Source organism: Flavobacterium salilacus subsp. salilacus, assembly GCF_004634195.1.
Lineage (GTDB): Bacteria > Bacteroidota > Bacteroidia > Flavobacteriales > Flavobacteriaceae > Flavobacterium > Flavobacterium salilacus.
Map to the genome: position 1 here is coordinate 215,132 of NZ_SKBP01000004.1, position 15,173 is coordinate 230,304.

Sequence of the window (15,173 nt, forward strand, 5' to 3'; positions counted from 1 at the left end):
AATATATTTTTTCATTACAGCATCTCTATTTGTGTTGTTAAGTTTATGGTGTAATTATATTATAGATATTTATAGTTAATAAAAAACTAAACTATCTGTTTTTTAGATACTAAGTTCTTCTATACACATAAATTTCACGATTACGGGCAGTACAATTTCGCATATATTTTATCATTTTGTTATCCTTTCAAGGTGTTTTTAATATTTATTATTATAAAATAGATATTAACTTAACACAATACCTTTAAAACTCATGCAGGATTTATAATTATAGTAAATAAAAAAAGTGCCAATCCAATTGGCACTTTTTTATTTACTATATAATTTTTATTTATTCATCCGCATCATCTTCGTTATCATCTTCCGGATTTATAACGGGAGGGAGCGGTTTTGCATCTTTCCTCTCTTTTTCTATTCTTTTCTCATTGCCTCGTTTCATGGCTTCGCCCACTTGGTTGGATGCCGTGAAAGATGCTACCATATTATTAAGCATATCGCTACCCGCCTGTGGCGAATTTGGCAGTAGTATCAGGTTAGAGTTAGTATCGGCACCTATGGCTTGCAGGGTATCATAATGCTGTGTAACTACAATAAGCGCAGAGGCTTCCTGAGAGTTGATACCTACTTTGTTAAGTACATCTACACTTTCTACCAGCCCGCGTGCTATTTCTCTGCGCTGGTCGGCAATACCCTGTCCTTGCAGTCTTTTGCTTTCAGCCTCAGCCTTAGCTTTTGCTACGATACGAATACGCGATGCTTCCGCTTCATATTCCGCTGCTGATTTTTCCCTGTCCGCAGCATTAATACGGTTCATTGCATTTTTTACCTGAATATCCGGGTCAATATCCGTTATCAGCGTGTTGATAATGTCATAACCATACGTAGTCATAGCTTCGTTAAGTTCTCTTTTTACAGCAATGGCAATATCATCCTTACGCTCAAATACATCGTCCAGCTTTAGTTTTGGTACTTCGGCACGCACTACATCAAATACGTACGATGTTATCTGATCGTGCGGATATTCCAGTTTATAAAAGGCTTCATATACTTTTTCCTGTATTACTTTAAACTGTACCGAAACTTTCATTTTTACAAATACATTCTCTTTAGTTTTCGTTTCGATGATAACATCAAGCTGTTGTATTTTAAGATTAATACGCCCTGCTATTTTATCGATAACCGGTATTTTTAAGTGCAGACCGGCATGGCGGATGCTGAGAAATTTCCCAAAACGCTCTACAATAGCGGCTGTTTGCTGCTTAACGGTAAAGAAGGAGAGAATAAGAACAATAAAAGCTAAGAACAGAAAAAGAAAAACACCTGCATTTTCCATGATATATTGGTTTAGATTATTTTGTTAAAAAAAGTTATTATCAATAAGTACATAAAGATAAGCAATTGTTACATAGCAGTCCTTGAATAGTTAGTGTGCTGCAATGCAAATTCATAAAAAAACCTCCTTAATCAGGAGGTTTTTTGTTATTATGACAATGTGGTAACCGCTTTATTAATTCGGTTTACGGTTTCTTCCTTACCGATGAGTTCCATAATATCAAACATGTGTGCACCCTTCATTTCGCCTACAAGGCTTAAACGCAACGGAGGCATCATCTTGAATCCTAAACCTTTTTCCTCCATCCAGGCTTTAGTAATGGTTTCTATATTTTCAGACGAAAAATCATAGATACCTTCTATTACCGTTGTAAGCTCGGTTAAAATCGCGCCTGTATCCTCTTTCCACTGCTTTTTAGCCGCTTTTTCGTCATAGCTTTCGGGGGTTTCAAAGAAATATTTACTAAGTTCCCATAACTCACCGGCAAATGTGGCTCGCTCTTTTACCATTCCCAATATTTTGGTAATAGCTTCAATAGGTTTATTGATGCCTTTTTCCAGTAAGGTATGCGAAAATTGTTTTGCCAGTACTGCATTATCCTCTAATTGAAAATAATGGTGGTTTATCGATTTTATCTTGGCAGGGTCAAACTTAGCACCCGCTTTATGCACTTTTTCAAGTTCAAAAAGGCGTACCAGTTCGTCAATACTAAAAAACTCTTGGTCGTTACCGGGGCTCCAGCCCAATAGCGCCAGGTAGTTCACCACCGCCTGCGGCAGGTAGCCCTCTTCTCTGTACCCCATAGACGAAGTACCATCTTCATTATTCCACTGCAATGGGAATACAGGAAAGCCAAACTTATCGCCGTCACGCTTGCTTAATTTACCGTTACCTACAGGTTTTAATATCAGGGGCAGGTGGGCAAACTCAGGAGCTTCCCACCCGAAGGCTCTGTACAGCAATACATGGAGCGGGAGGGAAGGCAACCACTCTTCACCACGAATCACATGGCTGGTTTCCATCAGGTAATCATCTACTATGTTAGCAAGATGGTAGGTAGGCATACCATCGCTTTTAAACAATACCTTATCGTCAAGCAGGTTGGTTTCAAATTTTACATCGCCTCGTATGATATCTTTCAGCGAAAGCGTTTCATCTGTCGGGGTTTTAAATCGTATTACATATTCCTCGCCATTAGCAATACGTTGCTGTGTTTCCTCAGCAGCAAGGCGCAGGGAGTTATCCAGCATTTCGCGGTTAGTATGGTTGTATATAAAGGTTTCTCCGTTGCTTTCAGCTTCCTTTCGTGCAGTGTCTAACGAATCGGCGGTATCAAAAGCATAATAAGCCCATCCGCTGTCAATAAGCTGTTGTGCATATTGCTTGTATATGTCTTTACGTTCGCTCTGGCGGTACGGTCCATACTTACCCTCTTTCCCCACACCTTCATCAAACGGTATTCCGCACCAGTTCAGGGCTTCCACAATATAGTCTTCAGCTCCGGCAACATAGCGGTTTTGGTCAGTATCTTCTATTCTCAGGTAAAATACACCATTATGTTTTTTGGCAAATAAATAGTTGAACAGGGCAGTGCGCACACCACCTATGTGTAGCGGTCCTGTAGGGCTTGGTGCAAATCGCACACGTACGGGTCTTGACATGGTTACTAAGTTTTGCCACAAATATACAATTATGAAATTTTCTGCTCTATCTATTTATGGCAGATATTTTGATGCTGTTTTACAAAGGGTTTATAACGATATTCTTTTTTGAAAAAGCTATGTACCATATAAACCGACATTTAACGTTTATCTATTCAATATAAATTGTAATTTTATCAGTTATTAACAATCATTAGTAATTTGGAAACAAAAAATAGCATATATCAAAAGCTTGAAGGCTTTATAAAAAAGTATTATACTAACGAGTTGATTCGAGGCAGTATCTTTTTTGTAGGGTTGGGCTTGCTGTATTTTATAGTTACACTACTGGTCGAATATTTCCTGTGGTTACCGCAAGGGGGTCGTACCGCTTTGTTTTGGGTATTTATTGGTGTAGAAGCATTCCTGCTGTTACGCTTCATACTGTTCCCATTATTTAAACTCTTTAAATTACAAAAGGGTATCGATTACAATCAGGCATCGGCGATAATAGGGAATCACTTCGCCGAAGTATCGGACAAGCTGACTAATTTTTTACAATTGAGCGGGCAGTCGCATCAATCAGAATTGTTGGCTGCTTCGATAGAGCAAAAAGCAAACAACCTGCAACCTGTACCATTTGCTAATGCCGTTAATTTTAAAAAGAATTTAAAATACGTTCCTTATGCAGCCGTGCCCTTGTTGCTTATCCTGTTTTTTATGATAAGCGGTAACAGTGGGGTTATTACACAAAGTTTTGATAGGGTAGTGCATTATGACAAGCACTATGCACCGCCTGCACCTTTTGAATTTGTTGTGCTTAATAAGAACTTAACCGCACAACAGGATACCGATTTTTTACTGGAGGTAAAAACACAAGGCAGTGTAATCCCTGAAAATGCCATGATAACCATAGGTGAGGAGAATTACTATTTGGAGAATGTGGGTAACGGTGTGTTTCAGTATAAGTTTGAAAAACCATCTAAAAATATTGACTTTCAACTCAAGGCAAATACTGTGGTGTCGCAACCCTATGCGTTGAATGTGGTTGCTGTGCCTACTATTGCCAATTTTGAAATGGTGTTGAATTATCCTGCCTATCTGCGCAAAGCTGCCGAAGTTGTTCGTGGAACAGGTAATGCCGTTGTACCCGAAGGCACGAAAGTAACTTGGAAGGTTGAGGCACTTGCCACTACCGGTATCGAATGGGTATCGGGAGAAAGCACCTCCGCATTTAATAGGAGTGAAAATGGCTTTAATTTATCTAAAAGTATATTTAATAATACAGATTATCAGATACTTACATCCAATAAAAGTGTAAAACACCACGAAAAACTGCAATATCAGATAACAACTATCAAAGATCAGCACCCAACCATAACCGTAGGCACTGCTCCTGATAGCTTACAGCTAAAGCAAGAGGTACTGGTAGGGCAGGTATCTGACGATTATGGGCTTACCAAACTGCAAATAGTGTATTACCCGCAGGATAACCCTGATGCAGCCAGGAAATACAATCTGTCAGTTCAAAAAGATACGTACGACAGGTTTGTATATACCTTCCCCGAAGGGCTTAACATCAAGGCAGGGGTTAACTATGAATACTACTTTGAGGTATTTGATAACGATGCAGTGCACAATTACAAGAGTACTAAGTCTTCAGTATTTTCGCACAGAGAGTTAACGGATGATGAAAAGCAGGAACAGGTGTTGCAGGAGCAAAACAGTAATATCAACAGCCTCGAAAAGTCGATTAAAAATCAGGATAAGCAAATAAGTGAGTTGGATAAACTCCGCAAGATGAATAAGGAGAAATTCGAACTCGACTTTAAAGACCAGAAGAAAATAGAAGATTTCATCAACAGGCAAAAGCAGCAGGAAGATATGATGAAGGAGTTTTCTAAAAAGCTTGAAGATAATTTAGAACAATTTAACCCGGAAAAGAAAGACGAGTTTAAAGAGGAGTTGATGAAACGCCTTGAAAAGACTGAAGCCGAAGCAGAGAAAAATAAGAAGCTGCTGGACGAACTTAAAAAACTTACCGATAAAATTAATAAAGAGGAACTTGCCGAAAAGATAGACCAGTTTAAGCAAAAGGCGAAAAACCAAACTAAAAACTTAGAGCAGTTAGTAGAGCTTACCAAGCGTTTTTATGTAGAAAAAAAGGCAGAGCAGATAGCCGATAAATTGCAAAAGCTGGGCGAAAAACAAGAGCAGCTATCGGAGAGTAAAGAGAACTCTGCACAAAAGCAGGACGATATTAATAAGGAATTTGACAAGCTGCAAGAAGAAATGCGCGAGCTTGAAAAGCAAAACGAAGAGCTTAAAAAACCAATGGATATCCCTACCGATAAAAATGAGGAGCAGGATATTGAAAAGGACATGGAGAAAGCTCAGGATGAATTGCAAAAGCAAAATAAAGATGCTGCCAAACCAAAACAAAAATCGGCAGGAAAGAAGATGAAGCAGATGGGTGGGCAAATGATGCAGATGATGATGAGCGGCGAAATGGAAATGATGCAAGAAGATGTAAAGATGCTCCGCCAAATATTAGACAATTTACTGGCATATTCATTCTCTCAGGAAGACGTTATGGGGCAGTTTAAAAACACTGATTCCCGTTCGGCTTCGTTCAGTAAATATTTAATTACACAACAAGATTTAAAGCAACAATTCCGCCATGTAGATGACAGTATTTTTGCCTTTTCACTTCGTAACCCAAAAGTAACCGAAGTTGTAACTGCCGAAGTGGGCAATGTGCATTATTATGTAGATAAAGCCCTTGCTGACCTTGCCGACAATCAAGTACCGCGCGGAGTGTCCAATCAGCAATATGCCGTAACGTCGGCAAACAAACTTGCAGATATGCTTAGCGATATGTTAAACAGTATGCAGATGCAAATGCAGATGCAAGGTCAGGGTATGGGTAAACCATCTCCCGGACAAGGCGAGGGGATGCAACTACCTGATATCATACAAAAGCAGGAAGGGCTCTCTGAAAAGATGAAAAAGGGCATGAAAAAAGGGGAGCAGGAAGGCGAAGGCAAACCCGGAGAGAAAGGCAAGCCCAACAGTAGTGGCGAAGGCGGTGAAGGAGAAGGCGAGGGGCAAACCGAAGGCAATGCAGGCAAGCTTTTAGAGATATATAAAGAACAGCAACAATTGCGTGAAGCATTGCAAAAAGCATTAGAGAAAGAAGGAATGGGCGGCAATGGGCAAAACGCGATGCGCCAAATGAAGGAGATAGAAAAACAATTGCTTAACAAAGGCTTCAATAACGAAACCATGAAGCGTATGCAAAGCTTAAAGCACGAGCTTTTAAAACTGGACAAAGCCATACAGCAACAAGGCGAGGAGAACAAACGCCAGTCGCAAACCAATAAAAAAGAGTTTAATAATCAGGCAAACCAATTACCTGATGCGCTGAAAGAATATTTAAATAGTGTTGAAATATTAAACCGCCAAAGCTTACCTTTGCGCCCGAATTTTAACCAAAAGGTGCAAACTTATTTTAGGAAAGATGATTAGTTTTAATTACGAAACCGGCTTTGAGCTGGATAACGAGGCGCACTATGAAGATTGGATTACCCGCGTAATCGAATCGGAAGATAAAACGGCAGGCGAGGTAAACTATATATTTTGCGATGATGAATACCTGTTGCAAAAAAACATTGAGTTTCTTGCCCACGACACACTAACCGATATTATCAGTTTCGACTACACTATGGGTAACCTTATTAGTGGCGATGTGTTTATATCTGTAGAACGTGTGCGCGAAAATGCTGTTGAATATAACGTAGCTTTTGAAGAAGAATTAAAACGTGTTATGGCTCATGGTGTGTTGCACTATTGCGGTTATAAAGATAAATCGGAAGAAGACGCTGTGTTAATGCGCAGTAAGGAAGAAGAGAAAATCAAACTGTTCCACGTGGAACTTTAATTGCTTTTTATTTTTCAACCAATACATGTTTCACGTGGAACATGCATTAGGTGTGTTTAAAACAAAACAATACGTTCCACGTGGAACAACTAAATAAAGAAGGAGAATATAATGTTTCAGGATGAATATGATGTTATAGTAGTGGGTGCAGGGCATGCCGGTTCAGAGGCTGCTGCTGCTGCTGCCAATATGGGCTCTAAAACCCTATTGGTTACTATGAGCTTGCAAAATATTGCCCAGATGTCGTGCAACCCCGCTATGGGAGGTATTGCCAAAGGGCAAATAGTACGCGAAATAGATGCATTGGGCGGATACTCCGGTATCGTGTCCGACAAGACCGCTATACAGTTCAGGATGCTTAACAAGTCCAAAGGACCCGCTATGTGGAGTCCGCGTGTACAGAGCGACCGAATGCGTTTTGCCGAAGAATGGCGATTGATGTTGGAGCGCACCCAAAATCTTGATTTTTATCAGGAAATGGTTTCGGGTGTGATAATAGAAAACGGCAAAATAAGAGGGATAAGAACATCGCTCGGAATCGAAATAAAAGCCAAGTCGGTTGTGTTGACCAATGGTACTTTTCTAAACGGATTAATACACATTGGCGAAAAACAATTTGGAGGCGGCAGGGCAGGAGAGGGAGCATCGTTTGGTATTACCGAAGATTTGGTAAAAGCAGGCTTTCAATCGGGCAGGATGAAAACCGGTACACCACCACGTGTTGACGGACGCTCGTTAGACTATTCTAAAATGACAGAACAGCCCGGAGATGAAAACCCCGATAAGTTCTCGTACTTGGATATTACAAAACCATTAACACAGCAACGCTCCTGCTATATGACCTATACATCGGAGTTAGTGCATGATGTGTTGCGCGAAGGTTTCGACCGTTCGCCTATGTTTAATGGGCGTATCAAAAGTCTTGGACCACGCTATTGCCCCTCTATCGAAGATAAAATAAACCGCTTTGCCGATAAAGACAGGCACCAGCTTTTTGTAGAACCTGAAGGTTGGAACACGGTAGAGGTATATGTAAACGGTTTCTCTACATCGTTACCCGAAGAGGTGCAGTTTAAAGCACTGCGCTCTGTAGAGGGATTTGAAAATGTAAAATTCTTCCGCCCCGGATATGCTATTGAGTACGATTATTTCCCACCTACGCAGTTAAAGCATACGCTCGAAACGAAATTGGTAGAAGGATTATACTTTGCAGGGCAGATAAACGGTACAACAGGATATGAAGAAGCAGCCTCTCAGGGCTTAATGGCGGGTATAAACGCCCACCTGAAAGTTCACGATAAAGCTCCGTTTATATTAAAACGTAATGAGGCTTACATAGGTGTGCTGATTGACGATCTTATTACCAAAGGTACAGAAGAGCCTTACCGTATGTTTACTTCGCGCGCGGAGTACAGAACGTTGTTACGACAGGATAATGCCGATTTCAGGCTTACGCCATTATCATTCGAAATAGGTTTGGCAAAAGAAGACAGAATGAAAAGGATGGAGAAGAAACGTGACGAAAGCGATGCTTTTGTACACTTCTTTAAAGAAACAAGTGTTACTAAAGAGGAGGCTAATCCTATACTGGAAGAGAAAGGCTCATCGTTAATGACACAGTCCGACAAAATGTTTAAAGTATTCTCACGTCCGCAAATTGATTTAGAGGATATCCTTCGGTTTGATAAAGTAAAAGAATATATCGACCGAAATAATCTGGATAGGGAGGTAATAGAGCAAGCCGAGATACAGGTTAAATATTCGGGCTATATAGAGAAGGAAAAAAACAATGCCGATAAACTAAACCGACTGGAGGATGTGAAAATTCCTGAAAATTTCGATTTCGATAAAATAAAATCAATTTCTATGGAAGCTCGCGAGAAATTAAAAAACATTCGCCCCGTAACCATATCGCAGGCATCGCGCATCAGCGGTGTATCGCCAAGCGATGTTTCGGTGCTTTTAATACATATGGGACGATGATGTTTCACGTGGAACGTAAAATAAAAACCCTTTTCAGAAGAGGGTTTTTTCTGTTTTGTATCGTTGCGCTTGCTGTGTCATGTATTACGCCAAGACATACAGTAGAAATTAACGATTACATTTTATTGAACAACGGAAAAGAGATTTTAGGAAAAGAAAAAGGGCTTACAGCTTTTATGTTTGAGAATAATCCAAGAAAAATACCTTTTCAGCAATTTGTAGCCCATAAATATAATGTAGGCAGCTATCATGATGTTTCATACTCGGTAACTATCGATGGCAACCGCTATAAAGTTTTTGTATATGAAAATTCGGATGTAGAGAAGTATTTCGATATATCAGAATTTATGGTGAGCAATGTAGAGACAGATGCAAACATTGTAGGCTCTAAAGCTAAGTTTATAGCACTGTCTATGGTTACTGCTTCGAATGAAGATTGCCTTGCCGAAAATTCATTATTCCGAAACATTGCTGTGAAACATTTGAAAGAATTAAAAGACGAATACCTGAATAACTAAATGGATTTTACTAACGCTACCGTTTACCTAACTGTAAAAGATCACTCCGTTTCGGGAGAGCAATTTGAGTTAGTGCTTAATGAAGAATTACAGCTTTTAAAAACACACCCGCAGCCCGTAGCTGAAAACTTAGCGCGGTATTATGAGAGTGACGACTACATTTCGCATACCGATGGCAAACGGTCGCTTTTTGAAAAGCTATACCATACTATAAAGCAAAAAGCACTTCACGACAAGATAAAGTTAGTACAGGAGTTTAAATCGCAAAAAGGGAAACTCTTGGATATAGGTGCAGGTACAGGCGACTTTTTGGTAATGGCTAAAAAAAACGGTTGGCATATTACGGGTATTGAACCCAGCGAAAAAGCGAAAGGCATTGCTAAAGCAAAAGGAGTATCATTTGCAGATAGCCTTACCCATATTGAAGATCATTCGTATGATGCCGTAACCATGTGGCATGTACTGGAGCATGTACCGGATGTAGAAAACCAAATTTCAGAACTGAAGCGTATCATAAAACCCGATGGCGTTATTGTGGTGGCTGTGCCCAATTATAAGTCGTATGATGCAAAACACTATGGCAGCTATTGGGCAGCCTACGATGTGCCGAGGCATTTGTGGCATTTTAGCAAAACGGCTATTAAAAAACTTTTCGGGGCGCAGGGTATGGAGGTAGTAAAAGTGCTGCCCATGCTTTTTGATAGTTTTTATGTGAGTCTGTTGTCAGAAAAATACAAAACAGGAAAAATGAATTTTGTGAAAGGCTTTTGGAACGGATTAAAGTCAAATACCAAAGCAAGCCGCAATTTTGAATATTCCTCGCACATTTATGTCATTAAAAACAGCCAAAACGCAAAATAAAGCGATTTAAGCCACTTTTTCGGGGTGCGATAACAATTGCTATAGCTATTAATCAAAAAACAAAACACAAAAGAGGATATAAAGCCTATTTTTATTAGTTGTACTTATATAAAATTTAAAAACAATAGTTAAAATTTATTGGCATGAAAAGGCAATAAATGGACTATAAAAACAGTTGTGTTGTAGTTTGAGAAGTAATTATTACTTTTGTCGAAATTTTTAAATAACTAAATTCAGAAAATGAGAAGATCACTTTTAATACTTGCCTTAGCACTTACACTTTTTTCATGCGATAAAAACCAGACATCATCAAACGGTTTAAAAACAGCCTATATTGATACTGTTAAATTGATGGAAGGATATGATGAGCTTAAAGATCTTGAATCGAAAGGAAAAGTAAAATCGGAAGAGATGGCAAGAGAGCTTGATGGCGAAGCACAAAAGTTAAGGCTTGATGCGGCAAGTTTTCAAAACGAGGCACAATCGAAAGGAAGACAGTGGGCTGAATTGAAAATGCAGGAACTGCAAAACAGAGAGAGAGAGCTTGGCGTAAAACAGGAAACGATGATGAGGCAGCTTCAGGAAGAATTTGGTGTAAAGAGAGATACCATACTATCTCAAATGAAAAAGCACATAAAAGAATACGGCAAGAAAGAAGGTTACGATTACATATACGGTACAGGCGATGCTGCCAGCATACTGTACGGAAAAGAAGCATATGACATAACGGATGTTATACTGAAAGACCTTAACGATAACTACAAAGGCGAAAACAGTACAACAGAAAAGCCTGAAGCTAAAGAGGAAGACACTATTACCGAAGCAAAATAATTTATATTGAAAAAATATAGAAGATGCTCCCATTACGGGAGCATTTTTTTTGCGGTCTTACTACCGATAGCCTAAAAAAATCCTTATTTTTCCGTTTTATTACATGCCTATGCAAACCCTTTCTACCACTGCCCAATATGCGCTTCGTTTTATCAACCAAACGAACAAATCCATATTCCTTACAGGTAAGGCAGGCACGGGCAAAACCACACTGCTAAAGGAAATTATCAAAACCACGCACAAAAACGTGGTAGTGGTAGCACCTACGGGCATTGCGGCACTAAATGCAGGCGGCGTTACCATACACTCTATGTTTCAGTTGCCATTTTCGGGCTTTATACCGGAGTTTAATTACCCGCCGCAATTTTCTGAAAGTGTAAAATTTGAAACAAAAGACACACTGCGCAGGCATTTTAGGATGCGTGCCGATAAACAAGCGGTACTGCAAAATCTGCAATTGCTTGTTATAGATGAAGTTAGTATGCTGCGTGCTGATTTACTAGACGCTATCGACTTCATGCTGAGGAGTGTACGAAAAAAAGAGATGCCATTTGGCGGAGTACAAGTGTTGTACATAGGCGATTTATTACAACTTCCGCCTGTAGTACGTAATGAAGAGTGGGAGGTACTGCGGCAGTTTTACAAGGGTAAGTTTTTCTTTCATTCGCATGTGGTGCAGCAAAATCCGCCTTTGTATATTGAATTAGATAAAATATACCGCCAAACGGATGAGCAGTTTATAGGCGTACTCAACAACCTGAGAAACAACATTATAACAAAGGACGATTTACAAATACTGAATCAGTTTGTAAAATCTGATTTTGATATTAAAAACAATCCCGGTTATATTACCCTAACCACGCATAACGCTAAGGCAGACACCATGAATGCCAATGCCCTTAACGACCTTGAGGGCGAAGCGCATACCTACCTGCCTGAAATTGTAGATGATTTTCCCGACAAAATTTATCCGGTAGAAGTAGTGCTAAAGCTAAAAGTAGGCGCACAGGTAATGTTTATAAAAAATGACACCTCGCCCGAAAAGAATTACTTTAACGGTAAGATAGGCGTAATCGAATCATTATCAGAAGGTGAGATAATGGTACACTTCCCCGAAGAAAATCTTACCATTGAAGCCGAAAAATACGAGTGGCAAAACATTCGCTACTACGTAGATGAGCAAACCAAAGAGATAAAAGAAGACGTGCTGGGCACATTTGTACAATATCCGTTAAAGCTGGCTTGGGCAATAACGGTACATAAAAGCCAGGGATTAACGTTTGACAAAGCAGTGCTCGATGTATCGCGCGTTTTTATGCCTGGGCAGGCATACGTTGCCCTTTCGCGTTTGCGCTCGTTACAGGGGCTTATTTTGCTCTCTCCGATGCAAATGAACGGTATTTTGAATGATGCCGATGTAATGCAGTATGCCACCGAAAAAGCCAAAGCCGATGACCTCGAAGCTTCATTACAACAGGAAACCAAAATATTTATAGGCAATTTCCTGATAAACAGTTTCGATTGGAAAGATTTGGCTACCCAATGGCAAAAACACAAAATGAGTTACCTGCAAGAAGGTGATAAAGCCCTGAAAAGCAACCACAGGCAATGGGCACAGCAACAGGAAGACAAGATACATAAACTGCTTGACCCTGCGGCTAAATTCATCAACCAACTTAACAGTTTGTTTTATAAGCCCGATACCGATATGCAATTTGTAAAAGAAAGGGTAGTAGCAGCCTACAATTACTTTTTTCCTGTAATGGATGGGTTAACGGGCGGGATACTGGTAAAAATGGAAGAGATAAAGCGGATGCGAAAAGCCAAAGGTTTTTATGAGGAACTTACCGAACTGGAGGAGTTGCAAACCAATGCCGTACTGCAACTGATGAAAGCAAAACTGCTGATGCAGGCAGTGGTAGCAGGTGTAGAAATCAATAGAGATAATCTTACATCACCCGAAATACAATCATATAAAAAAGATAAACTGGCAGCCATTCGCAAAAAAATGCCTGCTGCGCCTACCTTTTTGGATGATGACTACGAAGAAGATTATTCTGAAAGGTATGCACCCAAGAAGAAAAAGAGCAAAGAGCCTAAAAAATCTACGCTCGAAGAAACCTTTGAGTTATGGCAACAAAAGTTGTCGACTACCGAAATAGCGACTAAACGTAAGCTAACCGAAACCACCATACAGAGCCACTTAGCAGGGCTGATACAGGCAGGAAAAGTACAGGTAACCGATGTGTTGCCACAAGATAAAATAGAAGCCCTTAAAGCTGCTTTTAAGGATTATAATAGTGATTCGCTAGGCGCATTAAAAGAAAAGCACGGCGACCAATTTTCTTGGGGTGAGTTAAGGTTATACAGAGCGAGTATTGAAGCTACGGAGTAACTTCAAATAATCTGTAAATCCAATGGTCTGATTTTACAACCAGCTCAACAGCAATACTACCGGAATAAAGTAAATTACAATGGTTCTTGCACCGTCATAATCTTTCGCAACACGTTGCCCTAAAAGCAGGAATAAAAGCGTAACAGCCGACAGGCAGGCAGCATAAAAGGCAAAGTCAGTTCCGCCACTTACCAATAGCTCGATAACGCCTATTACAGATAACGCTCCTGCGACTGCTTCCAACACCAGAATAATAAAAACGGCTGAGGGAACCATGTTTTTAAGGAATGTTTCGGCAAAATGACCTTTCAGCCAGCCCACATTGCCTTTCCAGTCCATTACCTTATCATAGCCCGATTGTATAAACGTTATAGCCATGAATAGTAGTATCGCAATCATTGCATAAGTTATTCCAAAAGTCATCATAGTATTTTATTTTTTATGGATTAGTCGTGTTAGTTTAATAGATAAGTCAGTCAAAATTATTTTAGCATTACCATTACGTTCTATATGGTAAATGGCATCTGAAAGCTCTTTAAAAATATCATTTATGTTGTTTCCGTTAACAAACGGAGCAAAATTTTCCAGTTTAAATTTATCAACGGTAGGCTCTATATACACCAGTGCTGTAGCCTGATAATTAAGCATTAACGCCTGTCGGAACATAGTAATACAAAAATCAAGAAACTGTTTTTGTGCTTCGCGCCCTATGCCCGCTATCTGCTCGCTCCAGTTTATCAGGTCGTGTATGGCAGCAGCATTACCCTTGGCTCTAAAAGCAGCACGTACCCACTGTACAAACCACTCTTCAAACGGGTAGTCATCACCCTTTTTGTGCAACAAGTGCAGGGCTTGGTTATAGTTGCCTTGCGCTTGGTGTGCCAGCTTCTGCGCTTTGGCAGGGTCAATATTTTCACGTGAAACCAATGCATCGGCTATAGCCTGTTCGCTAAGTCCGCCAAAGTGCAGTATTTGGCAGCGCGACAATATGGTTTGCAATATATCATCTTCATCTTCGGTTATAAGCAGGAAAACCGTTTTTTGCGGCGGTTCTTCCAGTAATTTCAGGAGCTTGTTGGCGGTAGCAGTATTCATTTTATCTGCCATCCAGATAATCATTACTTTATACCCTCCTTCATACGCCTTTAGCGACAGCGATTTCATAATCTCCTGCGCTTCATCCACACCAATCTGCCCCTGTTTGTTAGCTATGTCTATTTTTTTATACCAGTCAAAAAGGCTTCCGTAGGGCGTTTCGGTAATAAACTCGCGCCACGATTTCATAAAGTTGGCACTCACAGGGTGGCTTTTTACCTCGCTGTTTGGTGCTACCGGGAACACAAAATGCAGGTCGGGATGCGAAAAGTTTTTAAACTTCAGGTTACAGGCGGCGTTGCCATTGGTGTTTTCGCCATTGGTATTACCACACAAAATGTATTGTGCATAGGCAATAGCCATAGGCAGTGTGCCACAACCCTGCGGACCCGCAAACAGTTGGGCATGCGGAATGCGCCCACTATCAGTACTTTTGGTCAGGTGGTTTTTAATGTGATCTTGCCCTAAAATTTCTGAAAAAAGCATAGGACAAATATAGCAGAATTTGGGAGATTTGGCGTGTTATGGTTTATGAATTGCTTTGTCATTCTGAAGGTAGTAAGCGTGGTAAAGAATC

Annotated in this window: 11 protein-coding genes; 7 read left to right on the forward strand and 4 right to left on the reverse strand. The window is 40.1% G+C overall.

What is annotated here, in order from left to right; all coding sequences use genetic code 11:
• Positions 1–331 precede the first annotated feature (331 nt).
• Both E0W68_RS07090 and gltX read right to left on the reverse strand, forming a co-directional pair.
• A complete protein-coding gene (locus E0W68_RS07090) occupies positions 332–1,333 on the reverse strand; it encodes an SPFH domain-containing protein (protein WP_135218725.1) in 1,002 nt (333 codons plus the stop codon).
• A gap of 149 nt (positions 1,334–1,482) precedes the next feature.
• The gene (gltX, locus tag E0W68_RS07095; protein WP_135218726.1) at positions 1,483–2,994 is read right to left on the reverse strand and encodes a glutamate--tRNA ligase; all 1,512 of its coding nucleotides are present in this window, start codon (positions 2,992–2,994) and stop codon (positions 1,483–1,485) included.
• 201 nt (positions 2,995–3,195) lie between these two features.
• Between gltX and E0W68_RS07100 the strand changes: the two genes are divergently transcribed.
• The 7 genes from E0W68_RS07100 to E0W68_RS07130 all read left to right on the forward strand — a co-directional run bounded on the left by E0W68_RS07100 (position 3,196) and on the right by E0W68_RS07130 (position 13,501).
• Complete coding sequence (locus E0W68_RS07100; protein WP_135218727.1) at positions 3,196–6,501, forward strand: DUF4175 family protein; 3,306 nt, start codon at positions 3,196–3,198, stop codon at positions 6,499–6,501.
• Positions 6,494–6,913 carry an rRNA maturation RNase YbeY gene (gene ybeY, locus E0W68_RS07105; protein ID WP_135218728.1) on the forward strand — a complete coding sequence of 140 codons (420 nt, stop codon included), beginning with the start codon at positions 6,494–6,496 and terminating at the stop codon, positions 6,911–6,913. The genes E0W68_RS07100 and ybeY overlap by 8 nt, the downstream gene beginning before the upstream one ends.
• Before the next feature lie 111 nt (positions 6,914–7,024).
• Positions 7,025–8,896, forward strand: coding sequence for a tRNA uridine-5-carboxymethylaminomethyl(34) synthesis enzyme MnmG (gene mnmG / locus E0W68_RS07110; protein ID WP_135218729.1), 1,872 nt, complete (start codon positions 7,025–7,027; stop codon positions 8,894–8,896).
• Complete coding sequence (locus E0W68_RS07115; RefSeq protein ID WP_135218730.1) at positions 8,893–9,414, forward strand: hypothetical protein; 522 nt, start codon at positions 8,893–8,895, stop codon at positions 9,412–9,414. Before mnmG ends, E0W68_RS07115 begins: the two co-directional genes overlap by 4 nt.
• A complete protein-coding gene (locus E0W68_RS07120; protein ID WP_135218731.1) occupies positions 9,415–10,275 on the forward strand; it encodes a class I SAM-dependent methyltransferase in 861 nt (286 codons plus the stop codon).
• A 240-nt stretch (positions 10,276–10,515) separates the two neighbouring features.
• Complete coding sequence (locus E0W68_RS07125; protein WP_135218732.1) at positions 10,516–11,106, forward strand: OmpH family outer membrane protein; 591 nt, start codon at positions 10,516–10,518, stop codon at positions 11,104–11,106.
• Positions 11,107–11,215: 109 nt separating this feature from the next.
• Positions 11,216–13,501, forward strand: coding sequence for a helix-turn-helix domain-containing protein (locus E0W68_RS07130; protein ID WP_135218772.1), 2,286 nt, complete (start codon positions 11,216–11,218; stop codon positions 13,499–13,501).
• Positions 13,502–13,534: 33 nt separating this feature from the next.
• Here the strand turns inward: E0W68_RS07130 and E0W68_RS07135 are convergent, their stop codons facing one another.
• The gene (locus E0W68_RS07135) at positions 13,535–13,927 is read right to left on the reverse strand and encodes a DoxX family protein (protein ID WP_394346281.1); all 393 of its coding nucleotides are present in this window, start codon (positions 13,925–13,927) and stop codon (positions 13,535–13,537) included.
• A 6-nt stretch (positions 13,928–13,933) separates the two neighbouring features.
• On the reverse strand, positions 13,934–15,082 hold the full coding sequence (locus E0W68_RS07140) for a DNA polymerase III subunit (protein ID WP_135218733.1): 1,149 nt from the start codon (positions 15,080–15,082) through the stop codon (positions 13,934–13,936).
• Positions 15,083–15,173: the final 91 nt, after the last annotated feature.

Excerpts from the sequence above, each read along its gene's own strand:
- ybeY (WP_135218728.1), top strand. The coding sequence starts at position 6,494 with ATGATTAGTTTTAATTACGAAACCGGCTTTGAGCTGGATAACGAGGCG.
- gltX (WP_135218726.1), bottom strand. The coding sequence starts at position 2,994 with ATGTCAAGACCCGTACGTGTGCGATTTGCACCAAGCCCTACAGGACCG.
- E0W68_RS07140 (WP_135218733.1), bottom strand. The coding sequence starts at position 15,082 with ATGCTTTTTTCAGAAATTTTAGGGCAAGATCACATTAAAAACCACCTG.
- E0W68_RS07120 (WP_135218731.1), top strand. The coding sequence starts at position 9,415 with ATGGATTTTACTAACGCTACCGTTTACCTAACTGTAAAAGATCACTCC.
- E0W68_RS07125 (WP_135218732.1), top strand. The coding sequence starts at position 10,516 with ATGAGAAGATCACTTTTAATACTTGCCTTAGCACTTACACTTTTTTCA.
- E0W68_RS07135 (WP_394346281.1), bottom strand. The coding sequence starts at position 13,927 with ATGATGACTTTTGGAATAACTTATGCAATGATTGCGATACTACTATTC.
- mnmG (WP_135218729.1), top strand. The coding sequence starts at position 7,025 with ATGTTTCAGGATGAATATGATGTTATAGTAGTGGGTGCAGGGCATGCC.
- E0W68_RS07130 (WP_135218772.1), top strand. The coding sequence starts at position 11,216 with ATGCAAACCCTTTCTACCACTGCCCAATATGCGCTTCGTTTTATCAAC.
- E0W68_RS07090 (WP_135218725.1), bottom strand. The coding sequence starts at position 1,333 with ATGGAAAATGCAGGTGTTTTTCTTTTTCTGTTCTTAGCTTTTATTGTT.
- E0W68_RS07115 (WP_135218730.1), top strand. The coding sequence starts at position 8,893 with ATGATGTTTCACGTGGAACGTAAAATAAAAACCCTTTTCAGAAGAGGG.